This is a genomic window from Streptomyces sp. NPDC050164, from assembly GCF_044459945.1.
In the GTDB taxonomy this organism is placed as follows: Bacteria; Actinomycetota; Actinomycetes; order Streptomycetales; family Streptomycetaceae; genus Streptomyces; species Streptomyces coeruleorubidus_A.
Window position 1 is genome coordinate 45105 of record NZ_JBITJK010000026.1, and the last position, 13937, is coordinate 59041.

Here is a 13937-nt window from a genome sequence, read left to right on the forward strand (position 1 = left end):
GCGCAGTTCCCCGCGCCCCTTGCGCCTCAGCGCCATCGAGGATGTGGTCGTCACGCGAGTGCGGATGCATTGGGGTTGTTCGCGCAGTTCCCCGCGCCCCTTGCGCCTCAGCGCCATCGAGGATGTGGTCGTCACGCGAGTGCGGATGCATTGGGGTTGTTCGCGCAGTTCCCCGCGTGCCTGAGAGACCTACTGGCGCCATAGAGGGTGCTCTCTGTCCGCCCACTCTCTGCTCACCGAACCCGTGCGCATGCCTCTGCGGGATTCCGGGTCGGCCAGGGCCATGCCGATGTGGCCGGCGAGGACTATGCCGATGGTGAGGGCCAGCCAGTCGTGGACGAAGGTCGCGCTGGTGCGCCACAGGAGGGGGGTGAGGTGGGTGAACCACATCATCAGGCCGGTGCCGAGCATGACCAGGGTGGCGCCGGCGATCCAGGACGCGTAGAGCTTCTGGCCGGCGTTGAACTTGCCCGCGGGGCGGGATGTGGGGCGTTTGTCGCGGTGCAGGGCGGCGCGCAGCCAGGTGCGGTCGTGCGGGCCGAAGCGGTTGAGGTGGCCGAGGTCGGTACGGAGGGCGCGGGAGACGAGGCCCGCCAGGACCGGGACGGGCAGGGCGAGGCCGGTCCATTGGTGCAGGGTGACGACGAGGGCGCGGCGGCCGACGAGTTCGGCGAGCTGGGGGACGTAGAGGCAGGCCGCCGTCAGGACGCAGACGCCCATGAGCGCGGCCGTCGTGCGGTGTACCCAGCGCTCGGTACGGCTGAAGCGACTTACCGCGACCGCGGTGTCAGGTCGTAGGCTCATCGTCCCGTCCGTTCGAGCGGCCCACCCAGGCGTCGATGTCGTAGCCGCGTTCCTCCCAGTAGCCCGGCCTGACCTCGTCGGTGACGGTGATGCCGGAGAGCCACTTGGCGGACTTGTAGAAGTACATGGGCGCCACGTAGAGGCGGACCGGGCCGCCGTGGGAGTGGCCGAGGTCCTTGTCCTGCATGCGCAGGGCGACCAGGACGTCCGCGCGGCGGGCCTGGTCGAGGGTGAGGCTCTCGGTGTACGTGCCGTCGAAGCAGGTGAAGCGGATGGCCTTGGCCGTGGGGCGGACCCCGGCGGCGTCGAGGAGCCGGGACAGGCGTACGCCCTCGAAGGGGGTGTCGGGAACGCGCCAGCCGGTGACGCACTGGACGTCGCGGACCAGGCGGGTCTGCGGGAGGGCCTTGAGGTCGGCCAGGGTGTAGGTCGTGGGGCGGTCGACCAGGCCGTCCAGCTTCAGGCGGTAGGTGCCGGCGTTCTTGCGCGGGACCGACGAGGCGACCGAGTAGTAGCGGAAGCCGCCGCCGTTGGGGAGCAGTCCCGTCAGGCCGGTGGGGTCCTTGTCGACGGCGCCGCCGAGGAAGCCCTCCAGGCCGCGTTGCAGTTGGGGCGCGGCGACCACGCCGAGGGCGCCCAGTCCGAGGGTGCCGAGGAAGACGCGGCGGCCGACCGGGGTGCCCCGCTGTTCGGGGTGTCCGTCGTTCATGCCCTCATGTACGTCCTCGTTCACGTTCTCATTCGAACACCCGCGGCCCCGTCAGGACAGGGATCGCGGGTGCTCGTCAGAGTTCCGTAACCACTTCTTACGCGACCGGGGTCAGGACGACGCCGCCTTTTCCAGCTGGAACGCCTCGTTGCCGAGCCCGATCCGGGCGTGCTTCTCGGGATCGCGGGCGCGCAGCACCAGGCCCAGGAACAGGCCGGCGGCCAGGGCGAGGCCGATGATGCCGGGCAGCACCCAGCTCAGCGAAGAGCCCGGGCCGGCGCCGACGAGGACCTCGAAGTCCTTCACCGTGTAGCCGGCGATCACGAGCAGGGCGAGGCCCGCCAGCGCGGAGGTGACCAGCCGCCAGGCCTGGGCGCCCGCGGCACCCCGGCGGACGAAGAAGACGACGACCGAAAGGGAGGCCGCCGCCATCAGCACCATCACGCCGAGGGCGCCGATGTTGCCGAACCAGGTGAACAGCTGCAGGACGGGCGCGGTCGGGTCGCCGGCCGGCTTGTCGTCGGCGATCGCGAAGGCGGCCACGACCACCACGGCCACGACGGTCTGGAGCAGCGAGCCGGTGCCGGGCGCGCCGCTGGTGCCGCTGGTGCGGCCGAAGGCGGCGGGCAGCAGGCCCTCGCGGCCCATGGCGAAGGCGTACCGGGCGACGACGTTGTGGAAGCTGAGCAGGGCGGCGAACATGCCGGTGACGAACAGGACGTGCAGGACGTCCGTGAAGGTGCCGCCGAGGCGGGACTCGGTGAGGAAGAACAGCAGTCCGGCGCTCTGCTTCTGGGCCGTGCCGACGATCGCGGCGGGGCCGGTGGCGACGGTGAGGGCCCAGCTGCTCAGCGCGAAGAAGACGGCGACCCCGCCGACGGCGAGGAACATCACCCGCGGCACCAGGACGTGCGGGCGGCTGGTCTCCTCGGCGTACACGGGTGCCTGCTCGAAGCCGAGGAACGCGGCGATGCAGAAGCACAGCGCGGTGCCGACGCCCGCGCCGGTGAGGGTGTCCGGGTTGAACGCGTGCAGCGACAGGCCTTCCGTGCCGGGGTCGGCGAGGGCGGCGACGTCGAAGATCACGACGAGGAGCACCTCGATGACGAGCAGCACGCCGAGCACGCGCGCGTTGACGTCGATCTTCAGCCAGCCCAGCAGGCCGACGGCGAGCGCGGCCACCAGCGCCGGTATCCACCAGGCGATCTCCACCTCGGCGTAGGTGGCGAGGAGCCCGGAGACCTCGAAGCCGAAGATGCCGTAGATGCCGATCTGGAGCGCGTTGTAGGCGACGAGGGCGACCAGGGCGGCGCCCGCGCCGGCGGTGCCGCCGAGGCCGCGGGAGATGTACGCGTAGAAGGCGCCCGCGTTGTGGACGTGGCGGCTCATCTCGGCGTAGCCGATGCTGAACAGGATCAGGACGACGCCGAGGACGACGAAGAGCAGCGGCTGCCCGACGATGCCCATCACCGCGAATGTAGTGGGCATGACACCCGCGACCACCATGAGCGGGGCGGTCGCGGCAAGGACGGAGAGCAGCAGTCCCCCGGTGCCGAGCCGGTCGGCGCGCAGGGCGCGCTCCTGCCCCTTGAACGTACTGATGCCGCCGGCGGCGGTTGTGCTCGTGCTCGAACTGTCCGTGGTCATCGGGAGAGCGTCCTCACTTCTGGAATTTCCGGGGGTGTCAGGCCGTACCGAGCGCGGCGGCGCGGGCGGCGGCGAAGGCGGTGTGCGGGTCGCGGTCCGGGTACGACCAGGGCGCCGGGGTGGCGTGCCGGCCGATCCGGTGGAACAGGGCGGCGGCCTCGGCGCCCCGCCCCTCGCAGGACTTGGCGTGGGCGAGGAAGTTGAGGTCGATCAGCCGGCGCGGGTGCCCCTCCAGCTCCCACTCCAGCCACCAGTCGAAGGCGGCCTTCATCACCTGCCGGGCGCGGCGGCCGGTCCAGTGGCCCGAGGCGGCCGGGTCGGCGGGTTCGTGTCCGGCGGCGGCCAGCGCGCGGTAGCGCTCGGCGTGCGCGATGACCGGCAGGATCGCGAGCGGGGAGTCGGCGGGTGCCTGTTCGGCGGCCCAGTTGGCGAAGTCGTAGACCTCGTGCAGCGGGTCCGGGCCGGCCTCCGTGCGGCGTCCGGCGAGCCGGGCGACCATCAGGTGGTTGGCGTGGTGGTGGTCGGCGTACCGGGCGCGGACCTGCTCGAAGGTCCGGACCACGTCCTGGTCGGTGCCGAGAGCGCACTCCAGCAGGAGCAGGCCGAGCCAGGGGGTGGGGTCGGCGGGGGCGCGGGCGGCGGCGTTCGCGCAGGCCTCGCGGGCCCGGACCGGCTTGTCCTTGCCGTGCAGGGCGCGCCGGGCCTGGGCGAGGGCGAGCAGGACGGAGGCGTCGGCGGACTCGGGTTCGGCGAGCAGCCACTCACGGGCCCATGCGGCGCAGTAGGACTCCCGCGCGAGGACCATGACGCGGTGGCCGCGCCGGTCCCAGTCGTCTGCGGTGTGCACCAGCAGGGAGCGGGCGTTCTGCCAGCGGCCCTGCGCCAGCGCGGCGCGCGCGGTCACGAGGTCGGCGTCGTCGAGGGCCTCGTCGAAAGCCTGCGCCGCACGTCTGCGGCCACGACCGAGGGGAGGCGGGGGCGGGGGTGGGGGCACCGCGGAACTTCCTCACGCGCTCTTCTTGTGTTTCGCGCTCTTCTTGTGTTTCGGCTCACGGCGGTCGATGGAGCGCGTGTGTGCGCTTCGCCATGAACTGATCACGCACAGCCAACCCGCAGCCAACGGTTTACGTCAAGGGCCGCAAGGGCGTTACACGCGTCAACTGCTGTTACTTGTGTGGGTTTTGTGGTCAGCGGGGGTCCAGAGGAGGATGTGGCGGGCATCCGATTTATCCGTTTCGCCCTTTGTGGCGTGCGTCATAGTGCTGGGGGGTCGGCACCTCGCACGATGGGACGACGTACGGGCGCGCCGGGCGGAGCCGGCCGGTACAGTCGGCCCTTACGCCATCGTGACCCGACCTGATGATCGAGGTACACCGCGTGTCGGTTCTAGTCCTGATGCTCGCCGTGAGTGCCGCCTGCTGTCTGGGCTTCGGTTTCGTCCTTCAGCAGAACGCGGCCCAGCGCGCCCCGCTCAACGACTTCCTGTCCTTCCGGCTGCTGCTCGACCTGGTGAAGGTGCCGCGCTGGCTCGGCGGCATCGCGCTGATGGTGGTCGGCATGGGTCTGGGCGCGGCCGCGCTGGGGCAGGGGGAGCTGTCGCTGGTGGAGCCGCTGCTCGCGACGAACCTGCTGTTCGCGCTCGCGCTGTCCCGCCGGCAGACCCGGCAGCCGCTCGGCCGCCAGGGCTGGGCGGGCCTGCTGCTGCTGGCGGGCGGAGTGAGCACGTTCATCGTGGCGGGCGAGCCGCACGGCGGCGCCGCGACGGCCGATCCGATGCGGCAGTGGCTGATCATCGGGGCCATGACCGGGCTCGCCCTGCTGCTCACGGCGCATGCCAAGCGCTCCCGCCTGGGCTCCGGGCCGGTGCTGCTGGCCCTGGCCGCTGGGCTGCTGTACGGCGTGCAGGACGCGCTGACCCGGGTGAGCGGGGAGAAGTTCGCCGAGGGCGGCTTCGCCGGGCTGCTGACCGGCTGGCAGCCGTACGCCGTCCTCGCGCTGGGCGTCACGGGGCTGCTCCTCGTGCAGAGCGCCTTCGAGACCGCGTCCCTGCGCAAGTCGCTGCCCGCCCTGACCGCGGCCCAGCCGATCGCCGGGATCATCTGCGGCGTCGGCTTCCTGGGCGACCGGCTGCGGACCGACGCGGTGGCGCTGAGCTGGGAGGCGGGCGGTCTGCTTGCCGTGATCGCCGGGATCGTGCTGCTGGGTCTGCATCCGGCCATGCCGACGGGTACGGCGCAGCGGGTACGCGTGGGGCAGCTTCAGCCACAGCCGCAGTGAGGCCTCGCGCCCTGCTTGGATGAGGGCATGAGTGCTGCTGACGAGATCCTCGACATCGTCGACGAGAACGACCGCGTCATCGGGCAGTCGCCCCGGGGCGAGGCCTACGCCAGGGGCCTGCGGCACCGCTGTGTGTTCATCCAGGCGCGGGACGCCGAGGGGCGGATCTTCGTGCACCGGCGGACCCCGACCAAGCTGGTCTTCCCCTCCCTGTACGACATGTTCGTCGGCGGAGTGGTCGGCGCCGGCGAGGCCTACGACACGGCGGCCCTGCGCGAGGCAGAGGAGGAACTGGGCGTGACGGGTCTGCCGCTCCCGCGGTACCTCTTCAAGTTCCTCTACGACAACGGCGCCGGCCAGACCTGGTGGTCGGCGGTGTACGAGGTCCGCTGCGACCTGCCGGTACAGCCGCAGGTCGAGGAGGTGGCCTGGCACGACTTCCTGCCCGAGGACGAGGTGCGGCGGCGCCTGAGCGACTGGGAGTGGGTACCGGACGGACTGGCGGCGTACGAGCGGCTCAGGGCGTTTCGGTCGATGGGCTGAGCGGGTTCGTCCCGCGGCTGCGGAGGGCATCGCGGAGGCGGCACCGGCAACGCCCGGCGACCGTGTCCCCGGTAGGGTCACGCACGTGATCGAGTTCGTACGGAACGTCCGTTTGTGGTTCGCGCCCGCGCAGGTGCGCCAGGACGGCGAGACGCCCGACTACCGGTTCTCGCTGGCGAACGAACGCACCTTCCTCGCCTGGCTGCGCACCGCGCTCGCGCTGATCGGCGGCGGCTTCGCCGTGGACCAGTTCCTGCCGGACCTGCGCTGGGGCTGGCGGGTGGGGCTGGCGCTCGCGCTGCTGGCCGCGGGCGTGCTGTGCTCGCTGCGGGCGGTCAACCACTGGGTGCGCTGCGAGCGGGCCATGCGCCGGGGCGAGGACCTGCCGGTGTCCCGGTTCCCGGCGGTACTGAGCCTCGTCGTCGCGATAGTGGCCCTCGCCATGGTCGTCGTGGTGCTCGTGGGGTGGGAGGGGTGAACGCGCCGGCGGCCCGACGGCAGGACCCCGACCGCGACCCCGGGCTGCAACCCGAGCGGACCCGGCTCGCGTGGCGGCGTACGACGCTGTCGGGCACGGTCTCCGCCGTACTCGCCGTGAAGACCGCGCTGCACGGCGGGGCGTCGGCGCCCGGGCTCGTCGCGTGCGCGCTGTGCTGCGTCCTGTGGCTGGGCTTCCTGAGCATCGCCCACCGCCGCATCCGCACGCTCTCGGCCACCGCCAGCCCAGCGGCGTTCGCTCCCCGGCACGCCACGGCCGCGGTGCTGTGCACGCTGGCGATGGCGGTGTGCGGGGCGGCTCTCGTCGTCTAGGGGCGGGACGCGGCGGGGGCGGCCGCCGGGGCACGGCACGCCGGAGGCCCGGGCACCGCACGGCGGGACGCGGCGAACGCCGGACACCAGGCCCCCCACGGCAGGACGCGGCGAACGCCGGACACCAGGACACCGCACGCGAGGGGGCCGGACGCCAGGACACCGCACGGCGGGACACCGCACACCGCACGCCGGGCACGGCGCGCCAGACTCCAGGACACCGCACGCCGGAGGTCAGGGCACCGCACGGCGGGACACCGCACACCGGATGCCGGGACACCACACGCCAGGGCGCCGCACACCGGATGCCGGAACACCACACGCCAGGGCGCCGCACTCCGGACACCAGGACACCGCACGCCTGACGCCAGGACACCGCACACCGCACACCGCACACCGCACACCGCACACCGCACGCCGCACACCAGGCCGCGGTCAGCAGCTACGTGTCCTCCGGCTCCCAGTCCACCGTCACTACGATCTTGCCGCGCGTCCGGCCCTCCTCGTTCAGCCGGTGCGCGTCCGCCGCGCGTTCCAGCGGGAACGTCTCGGAGACGTGCACGCTCACCACGCCCTGTTCCGCCAGTTCGGACAGCCGCTGGAGGTCCTCGGCGTCGGGGCGGACGAAGTAGTAGCGGCCGCCGTAGTTCACGACGCCGCCGTCGGCGACCGACACCAGGCGGCCCTCGGGGGCCAGCAGGTTCGCCGATACCTTCAGCGCGTCCCCGCCCACCGTGTCGAACACCGCGTCCACACCCTCGGGCGCCAGCCCCCGCACCCGCTCGCCCAGGCCCTCGCCGTACGTCACCGGCTCCCCGCCGAGGCCGCGCACGAAGTCGTGGTTGGGCTGGCTCGCCGTGCCGATCACCCGGGCGCCGAGGTGGGCGCCGAGCTGCACGGCGATCGAGCCGACGCCGCCGGCCGCGGCGTGCACCAGGACGGTCTCGCCCCGCTTCACCTGGAGCAGCTTGACCAGCACCTGGTAGGCGGTGAGCCCGACCAGCGGCAGACCGGCCGCCTCCTCGAAGGAGAGATTGCGCGGCTTGCGCGCGAGGGTGCGCAGGGGCGCGGCCACGTACTCGGCGAAGGTGCCGCGGGAGAGGAAGTCCTCGCGTACGTACCCGATGACCTCGTCGCCGACGTCGAACTCCGACACGGCCATGCCGGGCCGTACGACGACGCCCGAGACGTCCCAGCCGGGCACCACGGGGAAGGCGGCTTCGAAGAGCCCCTCGAGGTAACCCTCACGGGCCTTCCAGTCGACGGGGTTCACGGCCGCCGCCCGCACCTTCACGAGCACCGAGTCCGGGCCGACCTTGGGATCGCGGACCTCCCCGAACGCCAGCACCTCGGGTCCGCCGTACCGTGAGTAGCTGATCGCCTTCATGGCTTAGACCTTCCGGGCTCGCCGCGCGGCACGCAAGCCGGATGGCCTGAACGAACCGGCCGTGACCTCCCCGGCGCCCCGCGGCGGGAGTCGTCGGCCTATCGTGGCTCCGATCACGTTTCGGCCCCACTCTGGACGACATACCGACCGGTCGGCATCATGAGTCGGGAACTGTTCACCTGCCCGTAGGAGCGACGCATGAGCCCCGACCACCCGCCCGGACTCGACCTCGACCGGCTGCGCGGCCTGCTCGACCGCGAGCGGCCCGGCCTGGTGAGCGGCGCCCTGTCCGGACGGCTGATCGAGGGCGGACGGTCGAACCTCACCTACGCGGTCTCCGACGGCACCTCCCGGTGGGTCGTACGGCGGCCCCCGCTCGGCCACGTCCTGGCCACCGCGCACGACATGAAGCGCGAGCACCGCGTGATCAGCGCGCTGCACCCGACCGCCGTGCCGGTTCCGCGGCCGGTGCTGCTGTGCGAGGACGAGGAGGTGCTCGGCGCGCCGTTCTACGTCATGGAGTTCGTCGAGGGCACCCCGTACCGCACGGCCGACCAGCTCGCCCCGCTCGGTCCGGAGCGGACCCGGGGCGCGGTGCTGAACCTGGTGGACGCGCTGGTGGAGCTGCACGCGGTGGACCCGGGCGAGGTGGGGCTCGCGGACTTCGGCCGCCCCGAGGGCTTCCTGGACCGGCAGCTGCGCCGCTGGGGCAAGCAGCTGGACGCCTCGCGCAACCGCGAGCTGGCCGGGATCGACGAGCTGCACGCGACGCTCGGACGGCAACTGCCCTCCTCCCCCGCCCCGGCCGTGGTGCACGGCGACTACCGGCTGGACAACGTCCTGATCGGCGAGGACGACCGCATCAAGGCGATCCTCGACTGGGAGATGTCCACCCTGGGCGACCCGCTCACCGACCTGGGCCTGCTGGCGATGTACAGCCTGCCCCTCGACACCGCTGACTCCCCCGTCTCCACGACGGCCGAGGCACCGGGGCACCCGGACCCGGCCGAACTGATCGAGCGGTACGCCGCCCGCTCGGGGCGCGACGTCTCCGCGGTCGCCTGGTACACGGCGTTCGCCTGGTTCAAGCTCGCCGTGATCCTGGAGGGCATCCACTACCGCTACACCCTGGGCCAGACGGTCGGGCGCGGCTTCGACCGCATCGGCGACCTGGTCCCCGTCTTCATCGAGCACGGTCTCACCACCCTTCAGGAAGGCTGACGGACATGGACTTCGCGTTCGACGCGCGCACCGAGGAACTGCGCGGCAAGCTGCTGGCCTTCATGGACGAGTACGTCTATCCGGCCGAGGCCGTCGCGCACGAGGAGCGGGCCCGGCTCGCCTCGCCGTGGGAGACCCCGGCGGTGGTCGAGGAGCTGAAGGCCGAGGCGCGCAGGCAGGGCTTGTGGAACCTCTTCCTGCCGGACTCCGAGTACGGCGCGGGGCTCACCAACCTCCAGTACGCGCCGCTCGCCGAGATCATGGGGCGCTCCCCGCAGCTGGCCCCGACGGTGACGAACTGCGCGGCACCCGACACGGGCAACATGGAGGTGCTCACCCAGTTCGGCGACGAGCAGCAGCGCAAGCAGTGGCTGGAGCCGCTGCTGGCCGGTGAGATCCGCTCGGCGTTCGCGATGACCGAGCCGGAGGTGGCCTCCTCGGACGCCACGAACATCACCACGCACATCGAGCGGGACGGTGACGAGTACGTCGTCACCGGCCGCAAGTGGTACATCTCCGGGGCGATGCACCCTGACTGCAAGATCTTCATCGTGATGGGCAAGACGGACCCGGAGGGTTCGGACATCCGCCGTCAGCAGTCGATGATCCTGGTCCCCCGTGACACGCCGGGCGTGACGATCGAGCGCGCGATGCAGGTCTTCGGCTACGAGGACCACTACCACGGCGGCCATGCCGAGGTGATCTTCGACCACGCGCGCGTGCCGGCGTCGAACCTCATCGGCGAGGAGGGCGGCGGCTTCGCCATCGCACAGGCGCGGCTCGGCCCCGGCCGGATCCACCACTGCATGCGGCTGATCGGGATGGCGGAGCGGGCGATCGAGCTGATGTGCCGGCGGGCGGTGTCCCGTACGGCCTTCGGGAAGGCGCTGGCCCAGCAGGGTGTGGTGCACAACTGGATCGCGGATGCGCGGGTGACCGTGGAGCAGTTGCGGCTGCTGGTGCTGAAGACGGCGTGGCTGATGGACACGGTCGGGAACAAGGGGGCGCACACCGAGATCCAGTCGATCAAGATCGCGACGCCCCGGGCGGTCGTGGACATCCTGGACCGGGCGATCCAGTTGCACGGTGCGGGGGGTGTGAGCCAGGACTTCCCGCTGGCGGAGCTGTACGCGGGGGCGCGGACGCTGATGATCGCCGACGGGCCGGACGAGGTGCATCAGCGGTCGCTGGCGCGGCGGGAGCTGAAGCGGTACGTGTGACGCGGCGGGGCGGCGGGAGGGTTTTTCGCCCCCGCCGCCCCTACCCGTCCCGTCTCCAGGGGCTCCGCACCTTCGACCCCGCTCGGGGCTGCGCCCCCAGACCCCCTCTTCGGCCTGAACGGCCTCGTCCTCAAGCGCCGGACGGGCTGGGTTGCGCAGCTACGGGCGTAGTGCGCGCAGCAGCAGGTCCGCCAAGTGGTCGGCTACCTGCTGGGGGCTCATCGGGCCCTCGGGGCGGTACCACGTGGACAGGTGGTGGACCGAGCCGAAGTGGTAGTCGACCACGAGGTCCGCCGGGGTCGCCCTGGAGAAGACGCCCGACTCCTGGCCCTCCTCGACCAGCGCGCGGAAGCGCTCGTGGTAGCGGCGGCGCTCGGCGCGGACCTGCTTGTTCTTCTCGGGGCTCAGGTGGTGCATGGACCGCCAGAAGATCATCGCGTCGTCGAGGTTCTCGATGGTCGTCACCACGACGTCCGCGGCCGCGGCCCGCAGCCGCTTCTCCACCGGCTCGTCGGCGTCCGCGACGGCGTCCAGTCTCTCCTGCTGGATGCGCAGCACGCGCGCGTACACCTCGTGCAGGAGGTCGTCCTTGGAGCCGAAGTAGTGGTACAGCGCACCCTTGGTGACACCGGCCGCCTCGACGATCTCCTGCACCGAGGTGCGGTCGTAGCCCTGCTCGGCGAAGAGCCGGGTGGCGGCGGCCAGGAGCCGCTGAGGTACGGGGGTGCCGTCCGAGTCCGTCGTCCTGGGCACTGCCGCCACCTGCCTTTCCGTACTGCTGTCAGTTGCCTTGCATCCGGGAACGAAGCTCCCGACGGAGGATCTTCCCACTGGCCGTCTTCGGCAAGTCCGGAAGGATCTCCACCTGGCGCGGATATTTGTAGGCGGCCAGTCTCTCCTTGCAGTAGGCGGCGAGTGCATCCGGGTCCGTGTCGGCGTCCGGACGCAGGCTGATGTACGCCTTGACGGTCTCTCCGCGGTACCCGTCGGGCACGCCGACGACAGCGGCCTCGCGCACCGCCGGGTGCGTGTAGAGCACGTCTTCGACCTCGCGCGGCCACACCTTGAAGCCGGACGCGTTGATCATGTCCTTCTTGCGGTCGACGACGTACAGCCAGCCCTGCTCGTCCATGAAGCCGATGTCGCCGGTGCGCAGTTCGGCGCCGGGGAACGTCTCGGCGGTGGCGTCGGGACGCCGCCAGTATCCGGGCACGACCTGCGGGCCCCGGACGACGATCTCGCCCTGCTCGCCGAAGGGGACCTCGTCACCGTTGTCGTCGACGATCCGTACGACCGTGTCGGGGCCGGGCAGGCCGACCGCGAGAGTCCCGGAGACCGGGTCGACGGGCGCCTGAAGGCCGGGCGGCACGGAGGCGCACGGCGCGGTGCACTCGGTCAGGCCGTAGCCGTTGCGGATGTACGGCCCGAAGCCCGCCCGGAACTTCTCCACCAGCGCGGGCGGCAGCGGGGCGCCGCCGGAGGAGATCACCCGGAAGGAGGAGAAGTGGTCGCGGGTGACGGACGGGTGGGCGGCCAGCGCCATGAAGGCCGTGGACGGGCCGACGGTGTAGTGCGGCCGGTGCTCGGCGAACGCGTCGAGCACCACGCCGGCCTCGAAGCGGTAGGCCAGCACGAGCGTGCCCGCGCTGTTCAGGCAGGCGCCGAACTGGCAGACCATGCCGGTGATGTGGAACAGCGGCGCCAGCGCGAAGTAGACGGGCCGCTCGGGCAGCCCCAGTCCGGTCCGCTGCCGCTCGGCGTTGTACATGATGTTGCCGTGCGTGTTGGTGGCGCCCTTGGGCGTGCCGCTGGTGCCCGAGGTGTAGCTGATCAGCGCGATGTCGGAGGGAGCGGGGTCACGCCCCTCGGGCGCCTTGTCGCCGGCCCGCGCCACAGCCACCAGGTCGTCCGCGTCCGGGGCCTGCGGCAGCCGCTCGAAGGTCAGCACGCGCGCGTCGCCCCGCGTCTGGAAGTCCAGCTCGCACCCGGTGAGCACGATCCGCACGGGCGAGTCCGCCGCCGTCTCGCGCAGATACGACTCCCACGCCCGGTCCGAGCAGATCAGCGCGGCGACCTCGCCGTCCCGCAGGACGTGGGCCACCTCGCCCGCCTTGTACATCGGGTTGACGGGCACCACGACCGCGCCCGCCTTCCAGGCGCCCAGCACGGCGAGCACGAAGTGCGGGGAGTTCTGGAGCAGTACCGCGACCCGGTCGCCGCGCTCCAGTCCGCGCGCCGCGAGATGCCCGGCGACGGAGTCGCTGAGCTCGTCGACGTCCCGGTAGGTCAGGCGGCCGTCGAAGTAGGCCAGGAAGTCGCCGTCGGGCGTCTCGGCCACGGCCCGGCGCAGGGCATGCACGAGGGAGCCCGCGGGGCTTATCGCGCCCTTCTGGGCGTCGCTCAGCAGGTCCAGCCAGGGTTTGGCCGCGTAACGGGACTCGGTCACCGGCTCTCCTCCCACTGCTGCTGGATGCGGTTCATGCCGGTCAGCCACCGGTCGGGGTCACCGGCCCGGGCCTGGTAGTACGCGGCGACCTCGGGGTGCGGCAGGATCAGGAACCGGTCCTCCTCGATGCCCTTCACCAAGGCGTCCGCCACGGCCTCCGGCTCGATCGCGGTCGGCTGGAGCACCAGGTCGCCCGCGCTGCCGGTGGCGGACAGCATGTCGGTGCGTACGCCCTGCGGGCAGATGGCGTGGACCTTCACGCCCCGGTGCCGGTACGTCAGCGACAGCCACTCGGCGAAGGCGAGGGCGCCGTGCTTGGTGACGGCGTAGGGCGCGGCGCCGATCATGGTGAGCAGCCCGGCGGCGGAGACGGTGGAGACGAACCGGCCGCTGCCCCGCTCCAGCCAGGCGGGCAGCAGCTCGTGAGCGGCCCGGACATGCGCCATGACGTTCACGTCCCAGGAGGTCGCCCAGGCCTTCTCGTCCAGCGGCCCGTCGGCGTCGCCACCTTCGAAGGCGACGCCGGCGTTGGCGCAGTAGACGTCGACGGTCCCGCCGAGCGCGTCCCGGGCCGCGCCGACGATCGCCGAGGCGTCACCGGGCACGGCGACACCCCCGACCTCCTCCGCGACGTGCTTGGCCCGCTCGGCGTCCAGGTCATTGACGACGACCCGGGCTCCCTCGGCGGCGAAGCGCCGGGCGAGTGCGGCTCCGATTCCGCCGCCTGCTCCCGTGACAACGACTCCAGCCCCTTGAAAGGCTCCCACCATCGGTCTCCTTAGACGCGGGTCAGCTATGGCGCCAGACTAACCGGTCGGTATGTACCAGGGAAGGGTCGGCTGACAACGCCCCTGAAAGGGGCGCGGGGAACTG

General features: G+C 71.9%; 14 protein-coding genes. 6 read left to right on the top strand and 8 right to left on the bottom strand.

Annotation, left to right across the window (positions count from 1 at the left end; translation table 11 throughout):
- Positions 1 to 189: 189 nt before the first annotated feature.
- The 4 genes from ACIBNA_RS29015 to ACIBNA_RS29030 all read right to left on the bottom strand — a co-directional run bounded on the left by ACIBNA_RS29015 (position 190) and on the right by ACIBNA_RS29030 (position 4154).
- Entirely contained in the window at positions 190 to 804 is a 615-nt protein-coding gene (locus ACIBNA_RS29015) for a cytochrome b/b6 domain-containing protein (protein WP_399168133.1), read from the bottom strand.
- Positions 788 to 1513 (bottom strand): molybdopterin-dependent oxidoreductase, encoded by a 726-nt coding sequence (locus tag ACIBNA_RS29020; protein WP_399168206.1) that lies wholly within the window; start codon positions 1511 to 1513, stop codon positions 788 to 790. Before ACIBNA_RS29020 ends, ACIBNA_RS29015 begins: the two co-directional genes overlap by 17 nt.
- Before the next feature lie 111 nt (positions 1514 to 1624).
- Complete coding sequence (locus ACIBNA_RS29025; RefSeq protein ID WP_399168134.1) at positions 1625 to 3160, bottom strand: APC family permease; 1536 nt, start codon at positions 3158 to 3160, stop codon at positions 1625 to 1627.
- A 37-nt stretch (positions 3161 to 3197) separates the two neighbouring features.
- Positions 3198 to 4154, bottom strand: a complete 957-nt coding sequence (locus ACIBNA_RS29030; RefSeq protein ID WP_399168135.1) for a hypothetical protein — start codon at positions 4152 to 4154, stop codon at positions 3198 to 3200.
- Positions 4155 to 4537: 383 nt separating this feature from the next.
- On the opposite strand from ACIBNA_RS29030, the gene ACIBNA_RS29035 reads away from it, so the two are divergent.
- From ACIBNA_RS29035 to ACIBNA_RS29050, 4 genes are all read left to right on the top strand, one after another.
- Positions 4538 to 5437, top strand: a complete 900-nt coding sequence (locus ACIBNA_RS29035; RefSeq protein ID WP_399168136.1) for a DMT family transporter — start codon at positions 4538 to 4540, stop codon at positions 5435 to 5437.
- Between the two features lie 27 nt (positions 5438 to 5464).
- Positions 5465 to 5980: an NUDIX hydrolase gene (locus ACIBNA_RS29040; protein WP_399168137.1), complete on the top strand. Its 516-nt coding sequence runs from the start codon at positions 5465 to 5467 to the stop codon at positions 5978 to 5980.
- Between the two features lie 85 nt (positions 5981 to 6065).
- Entirely contained in the window at positions 6066 to 6458 is a 393-nt protein-coding gene (locus ACIBNA_RS29045; RefSeq protein WP_338776857.1) for a DUF202 domain-containing protein, read from the top strand.
- Positions 6455 to 6790 carry a DUF202 domain-containing protein gene (locus tag ACIBNA_RS29050; RefSeq protein ID WP_274815203.1) on the top strand — a complete coding sequence of 112 codons (336 nt, stop codon included), beginning with the start codon at positions 6455 to 6457 and terminating at the stop codon, positions 6788 to 6790. The genes ACIBNA_RS29045 and ACIBNA_RS29050 overlap by 4 nt, the downstream gene beginning before the upstream one ends.
- Positions 6791 to 7232: 442 nt before the next feature.
- Here the strand turns inward: ACIBNA_RS29050 and ACIBNA_RS29055 are convergent, their stop codons facing one another.
- Positions 7233 to 8177, bottom strand: a complete 945-nt coding sequence (locus ACIBNA_RS29055) for an NADP-dependent oxidoreductase (protein ID WP_399168138.1) — start codon at positions 8175 to 8177, stop codon at positions 7233 to 7235.
- A gap of 198 nt (positions 8178 to 8375) precedes the next feature.
- Between ACIBNA_RS29055 and ACIBNA_RS29060 the strand changes: the two genes are divergently transcribed.
- Positions 8376 to 9398, top strand: coding sequence for a phosphotransferase family protein (locus ACIBNA_RS29060; protein ID WP_399168140.1), 1023 nt, complete (start codon positions 8376 to 8378; stop codon positions 9396 to 9398).
- Positions 9399 to 9403: 5 nt separating this feature from the next.
- Positions 9404 to 10618, top strand: a complete 1215-nt coding sequence (locus ACIBNA_RS29065; protein WP_399168141.1) for an acyl-CoA dehydrogenase — start codon at positions 9404 to 9406, stop codon at positions 10616 to 10618.
- 159 nt (positions 10619 to 10777) lie between these two features.
- On the opposite strand, the gene ACIBNA_RS29070 is transcribed toward ACIBNA_RS29065, so the two are convergent.
- The 3 genes from ACIBNA_RS29070 to ACIBNA_RS29080 are packed head-to-tail and all read right to left on the bottom strand — an operon-like array spanning position 10778 to position 13834.
- Positions 10778 to 11371: a TetR/AcrR family transcriptional regulator gene (locus ACIBNA_RS29070; RefSeq protein WP_274815207.1), complete on the bottom strand. Its 594-nt coding sequence runs from the start codon at positions 11369 to 11371 to the stop codon at positions 10778 to 10780.
- Positions 11372 to 11399: 28 nt separating this feature from the next.
- Positions 11400 to 13064, bottom strand: a complete 1665-nt coding sequence (locus tag ACIBNA_RS29075) for a class I adenylate-forming enzyme family protein (protein ID WP_399168142.1) — start codon at positions 13062 to 13064, stop codon at positions 11400 to 11402.
- Positions 13061 to 13834: an SDR family oxidoreductase gene (locus tag ACIBNA_RS29080; RefSeq protein ID WP_399168143.1), complete on the bottom strand. Its 774-nt coding sequence runs from the start codon at positions 13832 to 13834 to the stop codon at positions 13061 to 13063. Before ACIBNA_RS29080 ends, ACIBNA_RS29075 begins: the two co-directional genes overlap by 4 nt.
- Positions 13835 to 13937: the final 103 nt, after the last annotated feature.